The sequence below is a fragment of the Pseudomonas sp. PDM28 genome (assembly GCF_019219115.1).
GTDB lineage: Bacteria > Pseudomonadota > Gammaproteobacteria > Pseudomonadales > Pseudomonadaceae > Aquipseudomonas > Aquipseudomonas laurylsulfatiphila.
On the sequence record NZ_JAHUWG010000014.1, the window covers coordinates 1 to 16,899 of the forward strand.

Consider the following 16,899-nt stretch of genomic DNA (forward strand, 5'->3'; position numbering starts at 1 on the left):
AACCCGCGTTATCGTTGACGACCATCGCTGGCAAGCCAGCTCCCACAGGGGACCGTGCCCACGCTAAAACTGTAGGAGCCAGCTTGCTGGCGATGGACCCGAGAGCGCCGCGGGGCACCTGCCAACCGGCGTTCACTTCACTTCAGGTACCACCCCCAGGGTTCGCCGTTGTAGCGGGTGATCTGCTTGGTTTCCAGGTAGTTGTTGTAGCCCCACTCACCCAGTTCGCGACCGATGCCGCTCTGCTTGTAGCCGCCCCACGGCGCTTCGACGAAGGTCGGCTGCGAGCAGTTGACCCAGACAATGCCGGCGCGAAATCCACGGGCGACCCGTTCGCAACGCGGGATATCCCGGGACATCACCGCTGCCGCCAGGCCGAACGGCGAGTCATTGGCCAATCGGATCGCTTCGGCTTCCGTGTCGAAGGCGCGCAGGCACACCACCGGGCCGAAGATTTCCTCACGCCATACCGAGCTGTCATCGGGGACATCGGCGAAAATCGCCGGTGTCAGGTAGTAACCCTTTTCCAGATTGCCCGGCCGCCCACCGCCCGACACTAGCCGCGCGCCCTCTTGCTGACCGGCTGCGATGGCCGCCAGCACCTTGTCCAGTTGCCCCTGGCTGACCAACGGCCCGAGTTTCACCCCCTCCTCGAAACCCTGGCCGATCTGAATCTGCTCGGTCGCAGCAATCAGGCGCTCGAGCAACGCCGGGTACAACCCGCGCTCCACCAGCACCCGCGAAGTGGCTGAACAGACCTGGCCCTGGTTCCAGAAGATCCCGAACAGAATCCATTCCACGGCGGCTTCGATGTCGCTGTCGGCGAAGATCACGAAGGGTGATTTGCCGCCCAGTTCCAGGCTGATGTTTTTGATGTCGTTGGCAGCCGCCTGCATGATCTTGCGCCCGGTCGGTACGCTGCCGGTGAAGGCGACCTTGTCGACATACGGGTGTTTGGCCAACGGCGCGCCCGCCTCGCGTCCCAGGCCCGTGATCACGTTCAGTACCCCGGCCGGCAACCCTGCCTTGTCGGCGATGCCGGCCAGTTCGAGGGCGGTCAACGGGGTCAGTTCCGATGGCTTGAGCACGACGGTGCAACCTGCCGCCAGCGCCGGGGCCACTTTCCACGAGGCCATCAGCATCGGGAAATTCCACGGGATGATCGCTGCGACCACACCGACCGGCTCCTTGATCACCGATGACGTGAAGCGCGCATCCGGCACATCGATCGACTGTTCACCCTGTTGATCCGACTGCTCGGCCAACCCCGCATAGAAATCGAAGCAACCGGCGGTGTCGGCGATGTCCCATAACGCTTCCGGCAATGGCTTGCCGTTGTCGCGTACTTCGATGGCGGCCAGTTCGTCCTGACGGTGGCGAATGCCCTCGGCGATACGGCGCAGGACCTCGGCCCGTTGCGCCCCGGACCAGCGTGGCCAGTCCCCCTCATCAAACGCCGAACGCGCGGCCGCCACCGCCCGGTCGACGTCTTCGAACGTGGCAGAAGCGACCCGCGCCAGCACCGACTCGTCACTCGGATCGAGCGTGTCGAAAACACCGCGCTGAACCGGGACAACCCACTCACCGCCGATGTACAACCGTTGATAGTCACCCATGGGACACTCCTTGAACCTGCGCTGCCGACGCTGCTGGTACAGCTGTTCGGCGACCTGCAATTGCTCGCGGTCATTGACCCCGAGCACATCGGTTTCCTCCACCTCCACGGCAGTCACCATCAGCCCCGCCTCGTTGGCCAGCGCCACCGCATCGGTGAGGTAGTACTCGCCCTGGGCGTTGCGGTTGCCGATACGCTCCAGCAACCACAGGCAGGTATCTGCCCGCAGGCCCATGACGCCGCCATTGCAGAAGTTGATGTCCAGCTCCTGCGGGCTCGCATCCCTGGCTTCGCGGATCGCCCGCAAACGCCCCTGCTCCACCAGCAGCCGCCCGTAGGGTCCCGGCCGCTGGGTGTGAAAACCCGCCACCGCCACCGCCGCGCCGTCCATCAATGCCCTGCGCAAGCGATTCAAGGTCTGCGGGGTGATCAGGGGGGAGTCGCCAAACAGCACCAACACATAGCCCTGCTGCTGCGCCTGCAAGGCCGGCCGCGCGGCGAGTACCGCGTGGGCCGTGCCCCGTTGTTCGTGCTGGGTAAATACCTGTGCCGTCGGTGCGACCTGCTGCAGGTACTCAGCCACCTGCTCGCCGCCCGCGCCCACCACCACCGCCCGTTGCTCGATACCCGCCGCCTCCACCGCTGCCAGCACATGGCCGAGCAGCGGCCGGTTGCCCACCGGGTGCAAGACCTTGGGCAGCGGCGACTGCATCCGCTTGCCCTGCCCGGCCGCGAGAATCACCGCCAGCGTCGACCCGCCCATGTTGTCGCTCATCACGATCCTCCTGTGTGCGTCCGGGCTTCAGGCCGGATCGCGATAGAACACATCGTCGGCGTACGGATACCACCAGTCCTGAATCTTCGGCTGGTGATCGATGATGACCATTTTCGAGCGGCGGAACGCTTCCAGCCCCTGACGTCCGAGCTCGCGCCCAAGGCCCGACATCTTCCAGCCACCGAACGGCAGCGCATCGTTGTCGATCAGCGGGTTGTTGACCCAGACCATCCCCGCCTCGAGCCGCTCGGCGGCCTCCATGGCCTCGGCCAGGTCCGTGGAAAACAGCGAGGCCCCGAGGCCGAACGGCGAGTCGTTGGCCAGCCGCACCGCCTCATCGAAATCGCTGACCCGGCAGATCGCCGCCACCGGGCCAAAGCACTCCTCCTGAAGAATCGCCATGTCAGCGGTCACGCCGGTGAGGATGGTCGGCTCATAGAACCAGCCGACCGTGTGCCGGGGCGGAATCCGCCCGCCACACACCACTTTCGCGCCCTTGGCCACGGCGTCATCGACCAGGCGCATGACTTTGTTGCGGGCCGCTTCACTGACCATCGGCCCGATCTCCGAGCGCTCCAGGCCATGACCGATACGCAGGGCGCGGGTGCGCTCGGCGAATTTCGCGACAAATTCGTCATGCACCTCGTCCACAACATACAAGCGCTCGGCCGAGGTGCAGATCTGCCCGCTGAGATGGAATGCAGCCGTCACTGCACCCGCCGCCGCGACATCCAGCGGCGCATGCCTGGAGATGATTAATGGATCGCTACCACCGGCCTCGATGACGCAAGGCTTCATCCGCTCGGCACAGGCCACGGCCACCGCCTTGCCCGCCGCCACACTGCCGGTGAACGCCACCGCGTGGGTCTGCGCCGACTGCACCAGCAGCTGCGCGGTCATCGCATCGCCCGGCACACAGGACACCAGTCCCGGCAACAACGCGCTGAAATGCTCCATGAACTTGAGGGTGCACAGGGTCGTCGCTTCCGCCGGTTTGATGATGCAGGCATTGCCCGCCGCCAGCGACGCGGCGACCGTCCAGCACATCAGCAGGATCGGAAAGTTGAACGGCATGATGTGCACGCTGACGCCATAGGGCTCGTAGCGCACATGCTGGAAGGAACCGATCTGCGTGGTGCCGGCGACCTTGCCGGCATCGTCCCGGGCCATTTCCGCGTAGTAGCGAAAGATAGGTGCGCAGTTGGCCAGTTCGCCCATGGCCTCGGGGAATGGCTTGCCCATCTCCAGGGTCATCAGGCGCGCGACTTCACGGTTGCACGCCAGGTTCTGTTCGATGGCATTGGCCAGTTGATGCAGGCGCGCGGCGCGGCTTTTCGCGTCGACCAGGCGCCATTGCTTTTGCGCGGCGGTGGCGGCATCGATGGCGGCTTGCACATCGGCTTCGCCACACACGCCGACTTGCCCGACCGGTTGCAGGGTCGCCGGATCGAGCACCTGGCGCACGCGGCCATCGCTCAGCGGCAGGAACTCGGGGTTGATGAAACGCAAGGCAGAATCGCTGTTAAAGGTGGCCATGGGATGATCCTTGAACCAATCGATAAGGGGTTTCACGCAGTGTCGCCAGGGTCGTGGCGGGCAGTTCTTCTCGCCAGCCCGGCACGTGCCGGTCGAGCCATTGGCGCAGGGGCGCAAAGGCCTCGGCGCCCAGCGCACGGACAAACAGACCCAGGGTGCGCGGCAGGTGCGCCAGGTAAGCGTGCTTGCCGTCACGGCCGGCCAGGCGCACGAAAATTCCCAGCACCTTGGCGTGACGCTGGGCGGCCAGGCGCCGGTAGTCTTCGAGAAAACCCGGCGCATCCAGCTCCGGGCGCTGCAACAGGTAATGGCTGATCAGTGCCTCACGCAACGCCTCGGGCACATCGCGCCGGGCGTCTTCGAGCAGCGACATCAGGTCATAGGCCGCCGCTCCGGCCAGGGCGTCCTGGAAATCCAGCAAGCCGCAGGCGGCGACACCTTCGCGGCCTTGCAGCAGCATCAGGTTGTCGACGTGAAAGTCGCGCAGCACCAGGGCTTCGCGGCGCTGGGCAACGTCACCACAAGCCGCGGCGAACAGCGCCAGATACTCATCGCGCAGGTCCTGTGCCGCCTCTTTGCCGATCAACAGCGGCACGTACCAGTCGATGAACAGCGCGCACTCGTCCGCCAGTCGCTGCGCGTCGTAAGGCGCCAGTTCCGCCGCTGGCGCTGCGCGATGCAAGGCCACCAGCGTATCGACCGCCAGGTGATACAACGCCGACTCCGAATGCCCGGCCAGCAGCAGCCGGGTGTAGGTGTCGTGACCGAAATCCTCGATCAGCGCCAGCCCCGCCACTTCATCGACTTCCAGCAAGGCCGGCGCGGACAGGCCCAACCCTTGCAACTGCCGGGCAATCCGTACAAACGGGCCAATGGGTTCGCTCTGAGGCGGCGAATCCATCAACAACAGGCCGGCGCCGTCCAGGCGGAAATAACGCCGGGTCGAAGCATCCGCCGGCAAGGCCACCAGCGTGGCGCCGGCGAAACCGGCGCGTGCCAGGAAGGCGGCGCGCTGGTCTTCACGGGTTGGCAATGACGCCAGTGCATCTGTCATGGCAGTCACCGGATCATGTAGACCTTTTTGATGGTCTCGTGGACGGTGCACACACCCTTCCAGTCCTTGCCGAAGAAGGCGGCAGTGTCAGGCTTGATCTCGATCACTTCGCCGGACTCGTGGACGTACGTGCAGCGGCCTTCGAGGAAGTGGCAGAACTCGTCGCTGGTGACATGGCAAAACCACTTGCCCGGGGTGCAGATCCAGATGCCGCATTCGGACTGGCCTTCGGGGCCTTTGTGCAGCACCACGCCGGAGACATGGGATTCACCTTCAAGCATGGTCGGGATCACGCCCCAATCCTTGACGTCGGTAATTTCCAGCGGGTTGTACAGAAACGGGGTAGTCATGTGTAGTTCTCCAGGTTGTGTGTGTAGGAGCGAGCTTGCTCGCGAAAAACGTAAGGGCGCCGCATTCATTCAGGCCCCCCTCGTCATCGTTAACGCCCATCGCGAGCAAGCTCGCTCCTACAAAGGGCAGGCTCAAGCCAGCATGTACACGTTGCGCAGGGTTTCCCGGACGTCGCATTCACCGGTCCAGCCGGCCGGGAACAGCACCAGGGTGTTGGGCCGCACTTCGATCACTTCGCCGTTGTCGTTACGGTATGTGGCGTGCCCGGCGATGAAATGGCACAACTCGTCCCGGGGAATCGACAGCCGCCAGCGCCCGGGGGTGCAGACCCACAACCCGGTTTCCGGGCTGTTGTTCGGGCCCTTGAACAGCAAGCGCCCGCTGGAATGCGAGACGCCTTCGACGGCGTCGCTCTGCACACCCCAGTCCACCAGGTCGGTGCGACTGCTGACGGCTTCGAGGTACGGCGTGATACCCGCCGTGGTGGATGAATCAGGCATCGTTGAGCACCTTGTCGAGAATCGCGGCCGCGTCTTGCGGCCCTTTGCGGGATTGCATCTGCGCGCTGGTGCGCTGCAGGCGATGGCGCATCGCCTCGTCGTTGAGGCAGGCGTGGAGTTTTTCTGCGAGCTGTTCTTCGCTCCATTCGTAGCGGTCGAGCTTGAAACCGTGGCCGCTTTCTTCGGCGCGCATGGCGTTGTCGTGGCCGTCCCAGACGTAGGACATGACGATCGCCGGTTTGCCGAAGAACAGGCACTCGGTGAAGCTGTTGTTGCCGCCGTGGTGGATCACCGCGTCGACCTGGGCGATCACCGATGGCTGCGGGAACCAGTTGGAAATCTGCACGTTGTCCGGCAGGTCGGTGTATTCGTCGAGGTGCTCGCCGACGTTGAACAACGCCCGGTAAGGCAGCTTGCCCACCGCCTCGATCAGGCGCTTGAGCAACTCGACATCGCCGGAACCTAGGCTGCCGAAGCTGGCGTACAGCAGCGGCTTGTCATTGTGGGCGCGGAACTGTGGAATCTCGTACGGCGTGTCGTGACGCACGCAGCCTTGCAGGTAATGGAAACGCTCGGCCGGCAGCGGATGGCGGCGGTCGAACTTGACCGCGTCCGGGTACAGCAGCAGGTTCATGAAGGGCGACGCTTCAAAGAAGGTGCCCAGCGGATAAGGCGCTTCACCGTGGGCCTGGAGGAACTGGTTGAAGTCCTCGTGGATCGGCCCGACCACTTGCTCGAAACGGTGGCGGAATTGCGCGTGACCGGCCTTGTCGTCGATGCTCATGCCCGACAGATGCGGCGGGATATCCGGGTCTTCGATCTCGTTTTCCGAGCAGGAAATGATCCGCACCCACGGCTTGCCGTATTGCTTGATCGCCGGGAACAGGATCACGTTGTCGACGCAGATCAGGTCGGGCTGGACCTTGTCCAGCACTGCCGGCAGGTCCTTTTGCGCCCACTTGGCGGTTTCGACGATGGCCGCCCAGCACTCCTTGACGTAGTTGTCGATCTGCTCCAGCGGCGACTTGCGGAAGTTCGGGATGTGGCCGTTGATGAAGTCGACCCAGTAGCGGGCCATCTCTTCGGCCGGCATCGGTGCCGACATGTTGACCATGTGCTCCTCGAAACCATACCCGGCGTAGACACCGCTCATGCCCGGGTCGGTGAGGAACACCGCCTTATGGCCCAGGGCTTCACAGGCCTGGGCGATACCCACTGAGTTCAGCGCCGGGCCGTAGGCGGCTTCGGGGAAGAATGCGATCACTTTCTGTTTCATCGAGTGCTGCTCCTGCCTGGTCTTTTTATTGTTCAGCGTGTCAATACGCGGGCATGCCGGGCTTGCCAGCCCAGCCGGATGGTCGTGTCGATTGCAAAATGGGCGAATTCGAACTGTGAGGACGGCACGCGCACGATCAGCGGTTTGTCGCTGAGGGCTGTCTGCACATGCAGGTTGGTGTCGAGGCCGTGGTAGGCGACTTCGACGATTTTTCCGCTGACCTGATTCGGGCAATCGCTGCCCTGCTCCGTCAGCACTTGCAGGCGCTCGGGGCGCACCACCACGGCGACGGACTGGCCGGACACCAGCGGCGCGTCGGTTTCCACGCTCAACTCCTGGCCATTCACGCGCACCGAGTGCTGGCCCGAGCGCACGCCTTCGAGCAGGTTGCTGACGCCGATGAAGTTGGCGACAAACCGGCTGTTGGGGTTCTCGTACAGCTCCGCCGGACTGCCGCACTGGCACACCTTGCCGCCGTCGAGCACCGCCATGCGGTCGGACATCACCAGCGCTTCTTCCTGATCGTGGGTGACGATGATGAAGGTGATGCCGCTTTCGTGTTGCAGGCGCTTGAGTTCCAGTTGCATCTTTTCCCGCAGCTTCTTGTCGAGGGCGCCCAAGGGCTCGTCGAGCAGCAACACCCGTGGACGCTTGACCAGCGCCCGGGCCAGTGCCACGCGCTGACGCTGGCCGCCGGACAGCTGATCGGGCTTGCGCTCGGCCAGCTCACCCAGTTGCGCAGTGCTCAGCACCTCATCGACCCGGCGGCGGATTTCGCTTTCGGGCAGGCGCTCCATTTCCAGGCCGTAGGCGATGTTCTTGCGCACGGTCATGTTGGGGAACAGCGCATAGGACTGGAACATCAGGTTCAGCGGACGCTTGTTGGCCGGCAGCGGCGAGATGTCATTGCCGTCCAGGTAGATGCAGCCACCGCTGGGGGTCTCGAAACCGGCGAGCATGCGCAGCAGCGTGGTCTTGCCGCAGCCGGACGGCCCGAGCAGCGCGAAGAACTCGTTCTCGCGGATGCTCAGCGACACCTCGTTGACCGCCAGACCGTTGCCATAAGACTTGCTGACCTTATCCAGGATCAGTACCGCGGAAGAATTATTCATGGGTGCGAGGAGCCTTGTTGAGACGCTGCGAAGCCAGCAGCGCGGTGATGCTGACCAGCATCACCAGCGTCGCCAGAGCGTTGATTTCCGGGGTGACGCCGAAGCGGATCATGGCGTAGATCTGCATGGGCAACGTGGTCGAAGCCTGGCCGGAGCCGGAGTTGAAAAAGGCGATGATGAATTCGTCCACCGACAGGGTGAACGAGAGCAATCCACCCGCCAGCACGCCGGGGAAAATCACCGGCAGCAGCACCCGGCGGAAGGTGGTGAACCAGCTGGCACCGAGGTCGATCGAGGCCTCGAGTATCGAGTAGTCGAAGTGCTTGAGCCGCGTGCGCACCACCGCGCAGACGAAGGCGATGTTGAACACCGCGTGGCTGATGATGATCGAGTGCAGACCCAGGCCAACCTTGAGCAGGTTGAAGAAGCTCAGCAGCGCAATCGCCAGCACGATGTCGGGAATGATCATCGGCGCCATCAGCAAGGTGTCGACCACCTGGCCCTTGTCACTGCCCTTGCGGCGCAACTCGATGCCCAGCGCGAGGAACGTGCCGAGCACGCAGGCAATGAAGGTCGCCGACAAGGCGACGATCAGGGTGTTGAGCGCCGCCGACAGGATCGCCGTGTTGTGCGCCAGTGCCGCGTACCACTTCAGCGACACGCCGCCCCAGGCGGTGGGCAACCCGGACTTGTTGAACGACAGCAGGATCAACACCAGGATCGGTATATAAAGGAAGGCGTACACCAGCCCCAGGTGCGAACCCAGCACGGTGGTGCTGACAGAACGTGGCTGACTCATGAGCGCGCCCCTTCTGCACGACGGGCCACCAGGGCCTGGATGAACAACAGGATCAGCATGATCGCGATCAGGAAGAAGCTCAGTGCGGCGCCGAACGGCCAGTCCCGCGCCGTGAGGAATTGCGCATAGATCAGGTTGCCGACCATCTGCACCTGCTTGCCGCCCAGCAGGTCGGCGGTGATGAAGTTGCCGATGCTCAGCACGAAGACAAACACCGCACCGGCGGCGATACCCGGCACGCTCAGCGGCAGGATGATCCGGCGAAAGGTCATCCAGCCCGAGGCGCCGAGGTCTTTCGAGGCGTCCCAGAGTTCATTGTTGATCCGCGACAGCGACGAGAAGATCGCCAGGATCACAAAGGGGATGTAGTTGTAGACCAGCCCCAACACCACGGACGACTCGGTGTACAGCAGGCTGATGGGTTCGCCGCTGTAGCCGAACACTTGCAGCAGGCGGTTGATCAGGCCTTCGCGGTTGAGCAGGACGATCCAGGCGTAGGTGCGGATCAGGTAGTTGCTCCAGAACGGCAGCATCACCAGGAACAGGTACACCGCCTGGCGCCGCCGTGGTGCGCGGGCAATCGCATAGGCCGCCGGGTAGCCGATCAACACCGCGAACACCGTGGCCAGCCCGGCGATTTTCGCCGACTTGAGCAGGATGCCCAGGTACAGCGGATCGAACGCGCGCTGATAGTTTTCCCAGGTGAACAACCAGTCGATGCCACCGTAGGCACCGCGTTCGACGAAGCTGTAGACCAGCACCAGCAGGCACGGAATCACCAGGAACATCAGCAGCCAGCCAAAGCCGGGCGCAAGAAGCCAGGCCGACAGACGCCTGTCAGCATGCAAAGCACTCATTAACCCTATCCTCCCGCCTCAGGACAGAGGCGGCTTGCGAGCGTGGCGAGGCATGCCGGGCATGCCTCGGATCGACGTGGCGTTAGTTCTGCGCGGCCATGATTTCGGTGACGGCGCGGGTGTAGGCCTTTTGCGTGGTGCCGCCCAGGTCGCGCAATTGCTCCATTTTCAGCAGCTCGGCGGGGGCGATGGTCAGGTTGGGGTATTGCTTGAGCAGGTCCGCGGACAGCCCGGCCATGGCCGCCTGGTTGGGAACTTTGTAGAGGATGTTTTCAGCGACCCAGGCGTGGTTTTCCTTGGCCAGCATGAAGTTGATGAACTTGAAGGCCTGGTCCTGGTGCTTCGAACTCTTGAGCACCACCATGGTGTCCACCCACAGGTCGGAACCTTCCTTGGGCACCACGAACTTGATCGCCGCGTTGGCCTGGGTGCCGTAGTTGCACCAGCCGTCCCAGGCGTGAGCCATCAGCGATTCACCGGAAGCGAGCTTGGAATAGAAGGTGGTGTCGTCGAAGGACAGAATGCGTTTCTTGGTGGCGATCAACTGGTCGCGAACCGCGGCGATCTGTGCCGGGTCACTGTCGTTGACCGACCAGCCCTTGGCGAGGAAACCGGCGCCGAGCATCCAGCGGTCGGTGGCCAGCATCGTCACTTTGCCCTTGAGGGCATCGCTCGGATTGAGCAGCTCGTTCCAGCTCTGCGGCGCCGGCGTCACCTTGTCGGAGCGATAGCAGATGCCCGTGGTGCCCCAGGTGTAAGGCACGGAGAACTGGTTGCCCTGGTCATATTCCAGGTGAGTGGCTTCGGGGTAGAGGTTTTTCAGGTTGGGGACTTTGACCGGATCAATGTCCGCCAGCAGCCCCTGCTTGTGCAGGACTTCGGCGAAGGGCGAGGAGACGAACACCACGTCATAGCCTTCACCACCGGAGGCCATCAGCTTGCCCATGATTTCTTCGTTGGTGGCGTGCAGCGCCTTGTCGACGTCCACACCGCTGGCAGCCTTGAACTTCTCCAGCGCATCCGGGGCCATGTAGCCGTCCCAGATGGAAATCACCATGTCTTTCGCACTTGCAGCCTGTGAGGCGATCGCCAGGGAAACGGCCAATCCCGCGCACAGAAGATCATTCAGCTTGCTCATAAATACTCACCCGACGATTGTTTATTGTTGTGTTCGAAGGCAGTACGGCAAAACGAGAAACGATTGCTGGTGTTTTTTTTTAGAAATTAGGACCAGTATCAAAAGATGTCAACGCCTTTTTCCGATTCCTCACCCTGTAGGAGCTGCCGAAGGCTGCGATCTTTTGATCTTGATCTTTAAAAACAAGATCAAAAGATCGCAGCCTTCGGCAGCTCCTACAGAGGAATGCGCGTTACCACAGGACCATTGAGCGGCGCATGGCATAAGATGAGCACCTGATTCGCCAGCGACCGAACCGAGATAAGACGCTTGAGCACAACAGCCGAGAAAAAACCCCGTACCAATCACCTGGAACTCGCCCGGCGAATTCTGGAGCACACCCAGGAAAGCGGCCTGGTGGCCGGCGACCCGGTGGCCGAACAGGCCCTGGCCCGCACGTTCCAGGTGTCGCGCACGCTGATTCGCGGCGCGCTGAAAGTGCTGCTGGAAGAAAACCTGCTGAGCCACGAAGCCGGCAAGGGCTACCGCTTGCTGGCATCGCCGGTGGGCCAGGCCTTCAACGCCGCCCTGCCCCAGGCCGAGGAAGAAGAACTGGCCGCCTCGGTGCTGCGTGACCGCATGGCCGGGCGCCTGGGCGACAGCATCAGCATCAGTGAGCTGATGCGCCGCTACGACATCGGCCGGCCGGCGGCGCAAAAGGCTTTGCAGCAATTGAGCGAAAGCCAGGCCATCGAGCGCGGCCCGGGCCAGTCCTGGCTGTTTCGTCCGTCGCTGAACAGCCTGGCCGCCCTCGAAGAAAGCCTGAAGTTCCGCCTGATCCTGGAGCCAGAGGCCTTGCTCAGCCCGAGCTTCAACGCCGACCCGCAACGCCTTGCACTGTTGCGCAGCGCCATGCAAAGCCTGCTCGCCCGCCCCGTGGAAGACTTCGATCTGCAGCAGTTTCGCGAACTGGACATCAGCTTCCACGAACTGCTGGCCCAGAGCTGTGGCAACCGCTTCATCAGCGACGCCCTGCTCCAGCATCAGGGCTTGCGCCGCTTGCCGAACCTGCTGCCATCGGTCAGCGTGCACCGCCTGCAAGAGGCCCTGCGCGAACACCTGCAAATCATCGCGCAGATCGAACGCGGGCAGATGGAGATCGCCGCCGACCTGCTGCGCCTGCACCTGCGCCTGAGCGCCGCGCAACGCCCGCAAACCGCCAACCGGGGCATTCCGCAAAGCCATCTGTTCGGGCGTCGTTAAGCGCCACGCAAAAACATGATGATTTTTTTTTGAAAATAAGACAGCATCAAAAACACCTTCAGGAGCGGCGGGTCTGACCCGCCATGGACAGCCCTCGCCATGCAAAAACAAAAACTGATCGCCCTGTTTCCGGAAGCCAGTTTCGGCGCGGCCTTGAACTGCATTGGTATCGCTCAGTCGTTGCGCGAGCTGGGCGCCAAACCGGTGTTCATCTGCCACGAGCATTTCCAGGGGCTGTTCGCCGAGTACGGCTTCGACGAATACCCGATTCCGCAAGTGAGCCCCTTGTCGGCGGCGGAACACCAGCACTACTGGGAACGCTTCATCGAGCGCAGCATTCCCTATTTCGACCAGACCCCGCTGGCGCAGATCGACAGCTACGTGGCGCCCGCCTGGGAAGCCATCATCGACACCGCCATCGAAGCGGAAAAACCCTTGCAGCAGCTACTTGGCCGCCTCAAGCCCGACGTGATCGTGCTCGACAACGTGGTGATGTTCCCGGCCATCGCCAACGCCGGCTGCCCGTGGGTGCGGGTGGTGTCCTGCGCCGAGACCGAACTGCCGGACGCCGCCGTTCCACCGTACCTGTCCGGCTGCCTGGCCAGTGACACAGAAGCCTGCGAGCGTTACTCCGAGCACTACCTCAAAGCGGTCGCACCGGCCCATGAACGCTTTTCGCAGTTTCTCCTGGGCAACCATACGGCACCCTGTCCGGCGGGGCAGTTCCTCACCGATTCACCCTGGCTCAACCTGCTGCTGTCGCCGACGCCGGTGCGTTATGAACGCCGGCAGCCGCTCGATCCGCAGCGCTACGTCTACCTCGACGGCTGCGTACGCCGCGAAGCGCCGTACATCGTCCCGGACTTTCCCCGGCACAACGACGCACCGCTGATCTACCTCAGCTTCGGCAGCCTCGGCGCCGCCGACACCGGGATGATGAAGCGCCTGATCAGCACGATCGAAACCTTGCCGTACCGCTTCCTGGTCAACGTCGGCGCCTACCGCGACATGTACACCACCGTGCCGGACAACGTGTACCTCGACAGCTGGTTTGCCCAGCCCGCCGTGCTCAAGGAATGCGATGTGTTCATCCATCACGGCGGCAACAACAGCTTCTGCGAGGCGCTGTACTTCGGCTTGCCGTCGCTGATCATTCCGTATTGCTGGGACGGTCACGACAATGCCGCCCGCGCCGAGGAAGTCGGCGTCGGCCGCTACCTGCCGCGCTTCGCCGATCCCTTGGCCGCCCTGCCCGGCGCCCTCGAACAACTGCTGGCCGACCAACCGATGAAGCAACGCCTCGCCTCGTTCAGCGAGCGCATGCAGGCGACCCGCGGCACCGACATTGCCGCGCGCGCGATCCTCGCGCTTCCAGACCTCTAGCCATAACAACAAAAACCGTCGGGCAACCGAACGCAAACGTCGCTGCCCGACACACCGCCGGAGTTTCAGCATGAATGCCCCACCGCGTCTCGATGCGCTCGACCACGTCCTGCCCCATCCCTTCTGGCAGGACACCGTCACCCCACCGCCCGCCGCACCTTCCGTCAGCGCAACCGTGCAATGCGACCTGGCAGTGGTAGGTGGCGGATTCACCGGATTGTGGACGGCGCTACTGGCACGCCAGCGCCACCCCAAACTGAGCATTGCGATCATCGAGGCCCGTCGTTGTGGTGGTGAGGCCAGCGGGCGCAATGGCGGTTTTTGTGCACCGAGCATTTCCCATGGCGTGTCCAACGCCCTCAAGCGTTGGCCGGATGAAGCGCAGCAACTGATCCGCCTGGGCCGGCAGAACCTCGATGAACTGGCCGCCGATCTGGATCACTTCGGCATGCAGGTCGAGTTCGAACGCCAGGGCAAACTCAACGTCGCCAGCCAGCCCTGGCAAGTCGACGGACTGCGCGCCATGCAACGCAACTACGCGCGGTTCGGCATTGACTGCCAGTGGCTGGAAGGCCCTCAACTGGCACAGAAACTCCACTCCCTGGCCTACGTGGCAGGCCTGTTCGAGCCCAACTACGCGCTGCTCAACCCGGCAAAAATGGCCGCCGAGCTACGCCGTGTCTGCCTTGAACAAGGGATCCAGCTGTTCGAAAACAGCCCGGTGCTGCAACTGGAGGCCCGCAATGACAGTCTGCGTCTGCGCACGGCCGATGGCGAAATCATCGCCGGGCAGATCGCCCTCGCCACCAACATCGCCCCGCCGCTGCTCGGCCATCTGGCGTCGAGCGTGATCCCGGTCTATGACTACTCGCTGGTCACGGAGCCACTGCGCGATGAACAACTGGCAGCCATCGGCTGGACCGAGCGTTATGGCATCGCCGATTCCGGCAATCAATTCCACTACCTGCGCAAGACCGCCGACAACCGCATTCTCTGGGCCGGTTTTGATGCCATCTACCATTTCGGCGGGCGCCGCGACGAAGCCCTGACCCAACGCCCGCAAAGCTTCCAGCGCCTGGCCGAACAGTTTCAACAGACCTTTCCGGCCCTGGGCAATGTGCGTTTCAGCCATGCCTGGGGCGGCATCATCGACACCTCGGCACGCACCACGATGTTCACCGGTTGCGAACATCAGGGCCGCGTTGCTTATGCCCTGGGCTTCACCGGGCAAGGCGTGTCCGCCAGCCGTTTTGCCGCGCTGAACATGCTCGACCTGCTGGCCGGGGAACGCACCGAACGAACGGAGTTGCTGATGACCTCCAAGGCGCCGTTCCGCTTTCCGCCCGAGCCGTTGCGTTATGTCGGCGTGAAACTGGCCCAGCGCTCACTGGCGCGGGAGGACCGCGACGGTCACCGCGACCTGCTGCTCAAGACCTTCGATGCCTTTGGCATCGGTTTCGATTCCTGACCCGGAGACCACCATGTCCACAGCCCTGCCCCGGCACGTCATCGACTTCGCCAGTGAGCTTGCCCCCCGTGAAACCGAAATCGACGACCCGGCCGTGGTCGACGCGCCTTATCGCAGCAAGAGTTGGCGGCACTTTGTGCAGCCCGGGAAAAACGCCGTGGCCGGCATCTGGGAGGCGGGACCGCACCGGGAGCGTTGCCAGTGCGATTACGATGAGCTGTGCCACATTCTCGAGGGCACGGTGCGCCTGACCGATGCCGAAGGTGTCGCGCGCACGTTCGGCCCCGGCGATTCCTTCGTGGTCGCCAGCGGATTCCAGGGCACCTGGGAAAACCTCACCCCGGTGCGCAAGGTCTACTTCATCCTCGGTTAACCGGCCGCGACCGGTACGTCCGGCTGCTGACGTACCTGGTTGCGCCCGTTGCGCTTGGCCTGGTACAGCGCGTCGTCGGCGCGGGTCAGTAGGCTTTCCGGCGTATCGCCGGGTTGTGCATGGGCCACGCCGAACGACGCGGTGATGGTGTCCAGCACGGTGTCGGTGCCCCGGGCCTTGACCCGCAGCGACTGGATTTTCAGACGCAGGCGCTCGGCAAACGCAGCCGCAGCCGCCAGATCCGGGCAGTCCTTGAGCACCACGCAGAACTCCTCACCGCCGTAACGCGCCGCGAACGCTTCGCCCGACAGCGATTCACGCAACACCCGGGCAACATGCTGGAGAACACGGTCCCCCAACGGATGGCCGTACTGATCGTTGAATTGCTTGAAGTGGTCGATATCCAGCATCACCAGCGCCACACCGGACGCCGATTCATTCATCGCCTGTTCAAGCTTGCGGTTGAAGGTGCTGCGGTTGAGCAATTCGGTGAGGCCATCGAGGGTCGCGGCCAGTTGGGCGCGCTCCAGCTTGTCGCGCAGGCTTTTGATCTCGTGTTGCGCCGACTGCAACTGGGCAAGGAAGTGTTCCTGCTGCCCCTGCATCAGCCGGGTGCTCTGCTGCAGCTGGATCAGGATGCTCGGCAAGCGCTCGCTGGCCGGCTCTTCGAGCATTTGCAGGTACTGGCCAAGGCTGGCCTGGAAGTTCTGGTTACCCTTCACGCTGCGCGAGACATCGCGTTCCATGTCGTCGACCAGGTTGATCGCGTCCTGCTGCCCGGAACGGGCGTCCGCCAGTTCGTCGCGGATGATGTATTCGCGAAACAGCTTGGCCGCCGACTCCGGCGGGAAAGAGTCGAAATCGTTGACCACCCGGTCCAGGTGCCGATTGAGTTCCGGCTCCTGGCCCTTGCTGTAGGTGTACCAGAGCGCGTAGTGCACCGGGTTGGGCGGAATGTTGTGACGAACCATCAGCGGCACTGCCTGCTTGAGCAACGCCGCTGCCTCACGGGAGTCTTCTGGATACAGCGCTAGAACAGTCGCACGCGTGTCGGATTGGCTCATGGCTTCACTGTGGTTGTTTATCATTGGCGATCGGCAGGCTCGCTGAGCATAACCATACGCCCGACAAACGGCTATCCCGAATTACAGCCGTATTTCAACCCGGCCGAGGTATCGCAGTGGTTTTTGTGGGAGCGAGCCTGCTCGCGAAGGCGGCGGCACATCCAGTATCGATGTGACTGACATACCGCTTTCGCGAGCAAGCTCGCTCCCACAGGGTTCTGTGCTTGACCTGCCTCACATCACCACTGCGCAAAGGCGGCAACGCTTGAGCCTGAAGTATTGCACCAGGCTTTTTGTGGGAGCGGGCTTGCTCGCGAAGGCGGCGGCCCATCCAGTATCGATGTGACTGACATACC

At 63.2% G+C, this 16,899-nt stretch carries 15 protein-coding genes and 1 pseudogene; 4 read left to right on the plus strand and 12 right to left on the minus strand.

The features are described from left to right. Positions 1-137: 137 nt before the first annotated feature. The 11 genes and pseudogenes from KW841_RS27380 to KW841_RS27425 all read right to left on the minus strand — a co-directional run bounded on the left by KW841_RS27380 (position 138) and on the right by KW841_RS27425 (position 11,013). Positions 138-1,616 (minus strand): aldehyde dehydrogenase family protein, encoded by a 1,479-nt coding sequence (locus KW841_RS27380; RefSeq protein WP_256357979.1) that lies wholly within the window; start codon positions 1,614-1,616, stop codon positions 138-140. 294 nt (positions 1,617-1,910) lie between these two features. Next, a pseudogene (locus KW841_RS29855) lies at positions 1,911-2,390 on the minus strand (NTP transferase domain-containing protein); the annotation flags it as partial. Positions 2,391-2,417: 27 nt separating this feature from the next. Next, a complete protein-coding gene (locus KW841_RS27385; RefSeq protein WP_218480460.1) occupies positions 2,418-3,926 on the minus strand; it encodes an aldehyde dehydrogenase in 1,509 nt (502 codons plus the stop codon). Next, the gene (locus KW841_RS27390; protein ID WP_218480461.1) at positions 3,913-4,980 is read right to left on the minus strand and encodes an aminoglycoside phosphotransferase family protein; all 1,068 of its coding nucleotides are present in this window, start codon (positions 4,978-4,980) and stop codon (positions 3,913-3,915) included. Before KW841_RS27390 ends, KW841_RS27385 begins: the two co-directional genes overlap by 14 nt. A 5-nt stretch (positions 4,981-4,985) precedes the next feature. Further along, positions 4,986-5,330, minus strand: coding sequence for a cupin domain-containing protein (locus tag KW841_RS27395; RefSeq protein WP_218480462.1), 345 nt, complete (start codon positions 5,328-5,330; stop codon positions 4,986-4,988). Between the two features lie 132 nt (positions 5,331-5,462). Next, positions 5,463-5,831 (minus strand): cupin domain-containing protein, encoded by a 369-nt coding sequence (locus KW841_RS27400; RefSeq protein WP_053161121.1) that lies wholly within the window; start codon positions 5,829-5,831, stop codon positions 5,463-5,465. Continuing rightward, complete coding sequence (locus tag KW841_RS27405) at positions 5,824-7,107, minus strand: glycosyltransferase (RefSeq protein WP_218480463.1); 1,284 nt, start codon at positions 7,105-7,107, stop codon at positions 5,824-5,826. Before KW841_RS27405 ends, KW841_RS27400 begins: the two co-directional genes overlap by 8 nt. A 32-nt stretch (positions 7,108-7,139) precedes the next feature. Beyond that, positions 7,140-8,219, minus strand: a complete 1,080-nt coding sequence (locus tag KW841_RS27410; RefSeq protein WP_218480464.1) for an ABC transporter ATP-binding protein — start codon at positions 8,217-8,219, stop codon at positions 7,140-7,142. Then, positions 8,212-9,018: an ABC transporter permease gene (locus tag KW841_RS27415; RefSeq protein WP_218480465.1), complete on the minus strand. Its 807-nt coding sequence runs from the start codon at positions 9,016-9,018 to the stop codon at positions 8,212-8,214. Before KW841_RS27415 ends, KW841_RS27410 begins: the two co-directional genes overlap by 8 nt. Further along, positions 9,015-9,875 (minus strand): ABC transporter permease, encoded by an 861-nt coding sequence (locus tag KW841_RS27420; protein WP_015095622.1) that lies wholly within the window; start codon positions 9,873-9,875, stop codon positions 9,015-9,017. The genes KW841_RS27415 and KW841_RS27420 overlap by 4 nt, the downstream gene beginning before the upstream one ends. Positions 9,876-9,957: 82 nt before the next feature. Continuing rightward, positions 9,958-11,013, minus strand: a complete 1,056-nt coding sequence (locus KW841_RS27425) for a spermidine/putrescine ABC transporter substrate-binding protein (protein WP_007976110.1) — start codon at positions 11,011-11,013, stop codon at positions 9,958-9,960. A gap of 309 nt (positions 11,014-11,322) precedes the next feature. Between KW841_RS27425 and KW841_RS27430 the strand changes: the two genes are divergently transcribed. From KW841_RS27430 to KW841_RS27445, 4 genes are all read left to right on the plus strand, one after another. Then, positions 11,323-12,255 carry a GntR family transcriptional regulator gene (locus KW841_RS27430; RefSeq protein ID WP_218480466.1) on the plus strand — a complete coding sequence of 311 codons (933 nt, stop codon included), beginning with the start codon at positions 11,323-11,325 and terminating at the stop codon, positions 12,253-12,255. A gap of 99 nt (positions 12,256-12,354) precedes the next feature. Continuing rightward, positions 12,355-13,638, plus strand: coding sequence for a glycosyltransferase (locus tag KW841_RS27435; protein WP_218480467.1), 1,284 nt, complete (start codon positions 12,355-12,357; stop codon positions 13,636-13,638). A 70-nt stretch (positions 13,639-13,708) separates the two neighbouring features. Beyond that, complete coding sequence (locus KW841_RS27440; RefSeq protein WP_218480468.1) at positions 13,709-15,106, plus strand: FAD-binding oxidoreductase; 1,398 nt, start codon at positions 13,709-13,711, stop codon at positions 15,104-15,106. A gap of 13 nt (positions 15,107-15,119) precedes the next feature. Beyond that, the gene (locus KW841_RS27445) at positions 15,120-15,479 is read left to right on the plus strand and encodes a cupin domain-containing protein (RefSeq protein ID WP_126052890.1); all 360 of its coding nucleotides are present in this window, start codon (positions 15,120-15,122) and stop codon (positions 15,477-15,479) included. On the opposite strand, the gene KW841_RS27450 is transcribed toward KW841_RS27445, so the two are convergent. Further along, positions 15,476-16,543 (minus strand): GGDEF domain-containing protein, encoded by a 1,068-nt coding sequence (locus KW841_RS27450; RefSeq protein ID WP_256357976.1) that lies wholly within the window; start codon positions 16,541-16,543, stop codon positions 15,476-15,478. The two genes, KW841_RS27445 and KW841_RS27450, sit on opposite strands and share 4 nt — an antisense overlap. Positions 16,544-16,899: the final 356 nt, after the last annotated feature.

What these genes read in the sequence shown, in the direction of transcription:
- KW841_RS27395 (WP_218480462.1), bottom strand. Translation starts at nt 5,330, where the DNA reads ATGACTACCCCGTTTCTGTACAACCCGCTGGAAATTACCGACGTCAAG.
- KW841_RS27380 (WP_256357979.1), bottom strand. Translation starts at nt 1,616, where the DNA reads ATGGGTGACTATCAACGGTTGTACATCGGCGGTGAGTGGGTTGTCCCG.
- KW841_RS27415 (WP_218480465.1), bottom strand. Translation starts at nt 9,018, where the DNA reads ATGAGTCAGCCACGTTCTGTCAGCACCACCGTGCTGGGTTCGCACCTG.
- KW841_RS27450 (WP_256357976.1), bottom strand. Translation starts at nt 16,543, where the DNA reads ATGAGCCAATCCGACACGCGTGCGACTGTTCTAGCGCTGTATCCAGAA.
- KW841_RS27440 (WP_218480468.1), top strand. Translation starts at nt 13,709, where the DNA reads ATGAATGCCCCACCGCGTCTCGATGCGCTCGACCACGTCCTGCCCCAT.
- KW841_RS27385 (WP_218480460.1), bottom strand. Translation starts at nt 3,926, where the DNA reads ATGGCCACCTTTAACAGCGATTCTGCCTTGCGTTTCATCAACCCCGAG.
- KW841_RS27445 (WP_126052890.1), top strand. Translation starts at nt 15,120, where the DNA reads ATGTCCACAGCCCTGCCCCGGCACGTCATCGACTTCGCCAGTGAGCTT.
- KW841_RS27410 (WP_218480464.1), bottom strand. Translation starts at nt 8,219, where the DNA reads ATGAATAATTCTTCCGCGGTACTGATCCTGGATAAGGTCAGCAAGTCT.
- KW841_RS27400 (WP_053161121.1), bottom strand. Translation starts at nt 5,831, where the DNA reads ATGCCTGATTCATCCACCACGGCGGGTATCACGCCGTACCTCGAAGCC.
- KW841_RS27405 (WP_218480463.1), bottom strand. Translation starts at nt 7,107, where the DNA reads ATGAAACAGAAAGTGATCGCATTCTTCCCCGAAGCCGCCTACGGCCCG.
- KW841_RS27420 (WP_015095622.1), bottom strand. Translation starts at nt 9,875, where the DNA reads ATGAGTGCTTTGCATGCTGACAGGCGTCTGTCGGCCTGGCTTCTTGCG.
- KW841_RS27435 (WP_218480467.1), top strand. Translation starts at nt 12,355, where the DNA reads ATGCAAAAACAAAAACTGATCGCCCTGTTTCCGGAAGCCAGTTTCGGC.
- KW841_RS27390 (WP_218480461.1), bottom strand. Translation starts at nt 4,980, where the DNA reads ATGACAGATGCACTGGCGTCATTGCCAACCCGTGAAGACCAGCGCGCC.
- KW841_RS27425 (WP_007976110.1), bottom strand. Translation starts at nt 11,013, where the DNA reads ATGAGCAAGCTGAATGATCTTCTGTGCGCGGGATTGGCCGTTTCCCTG.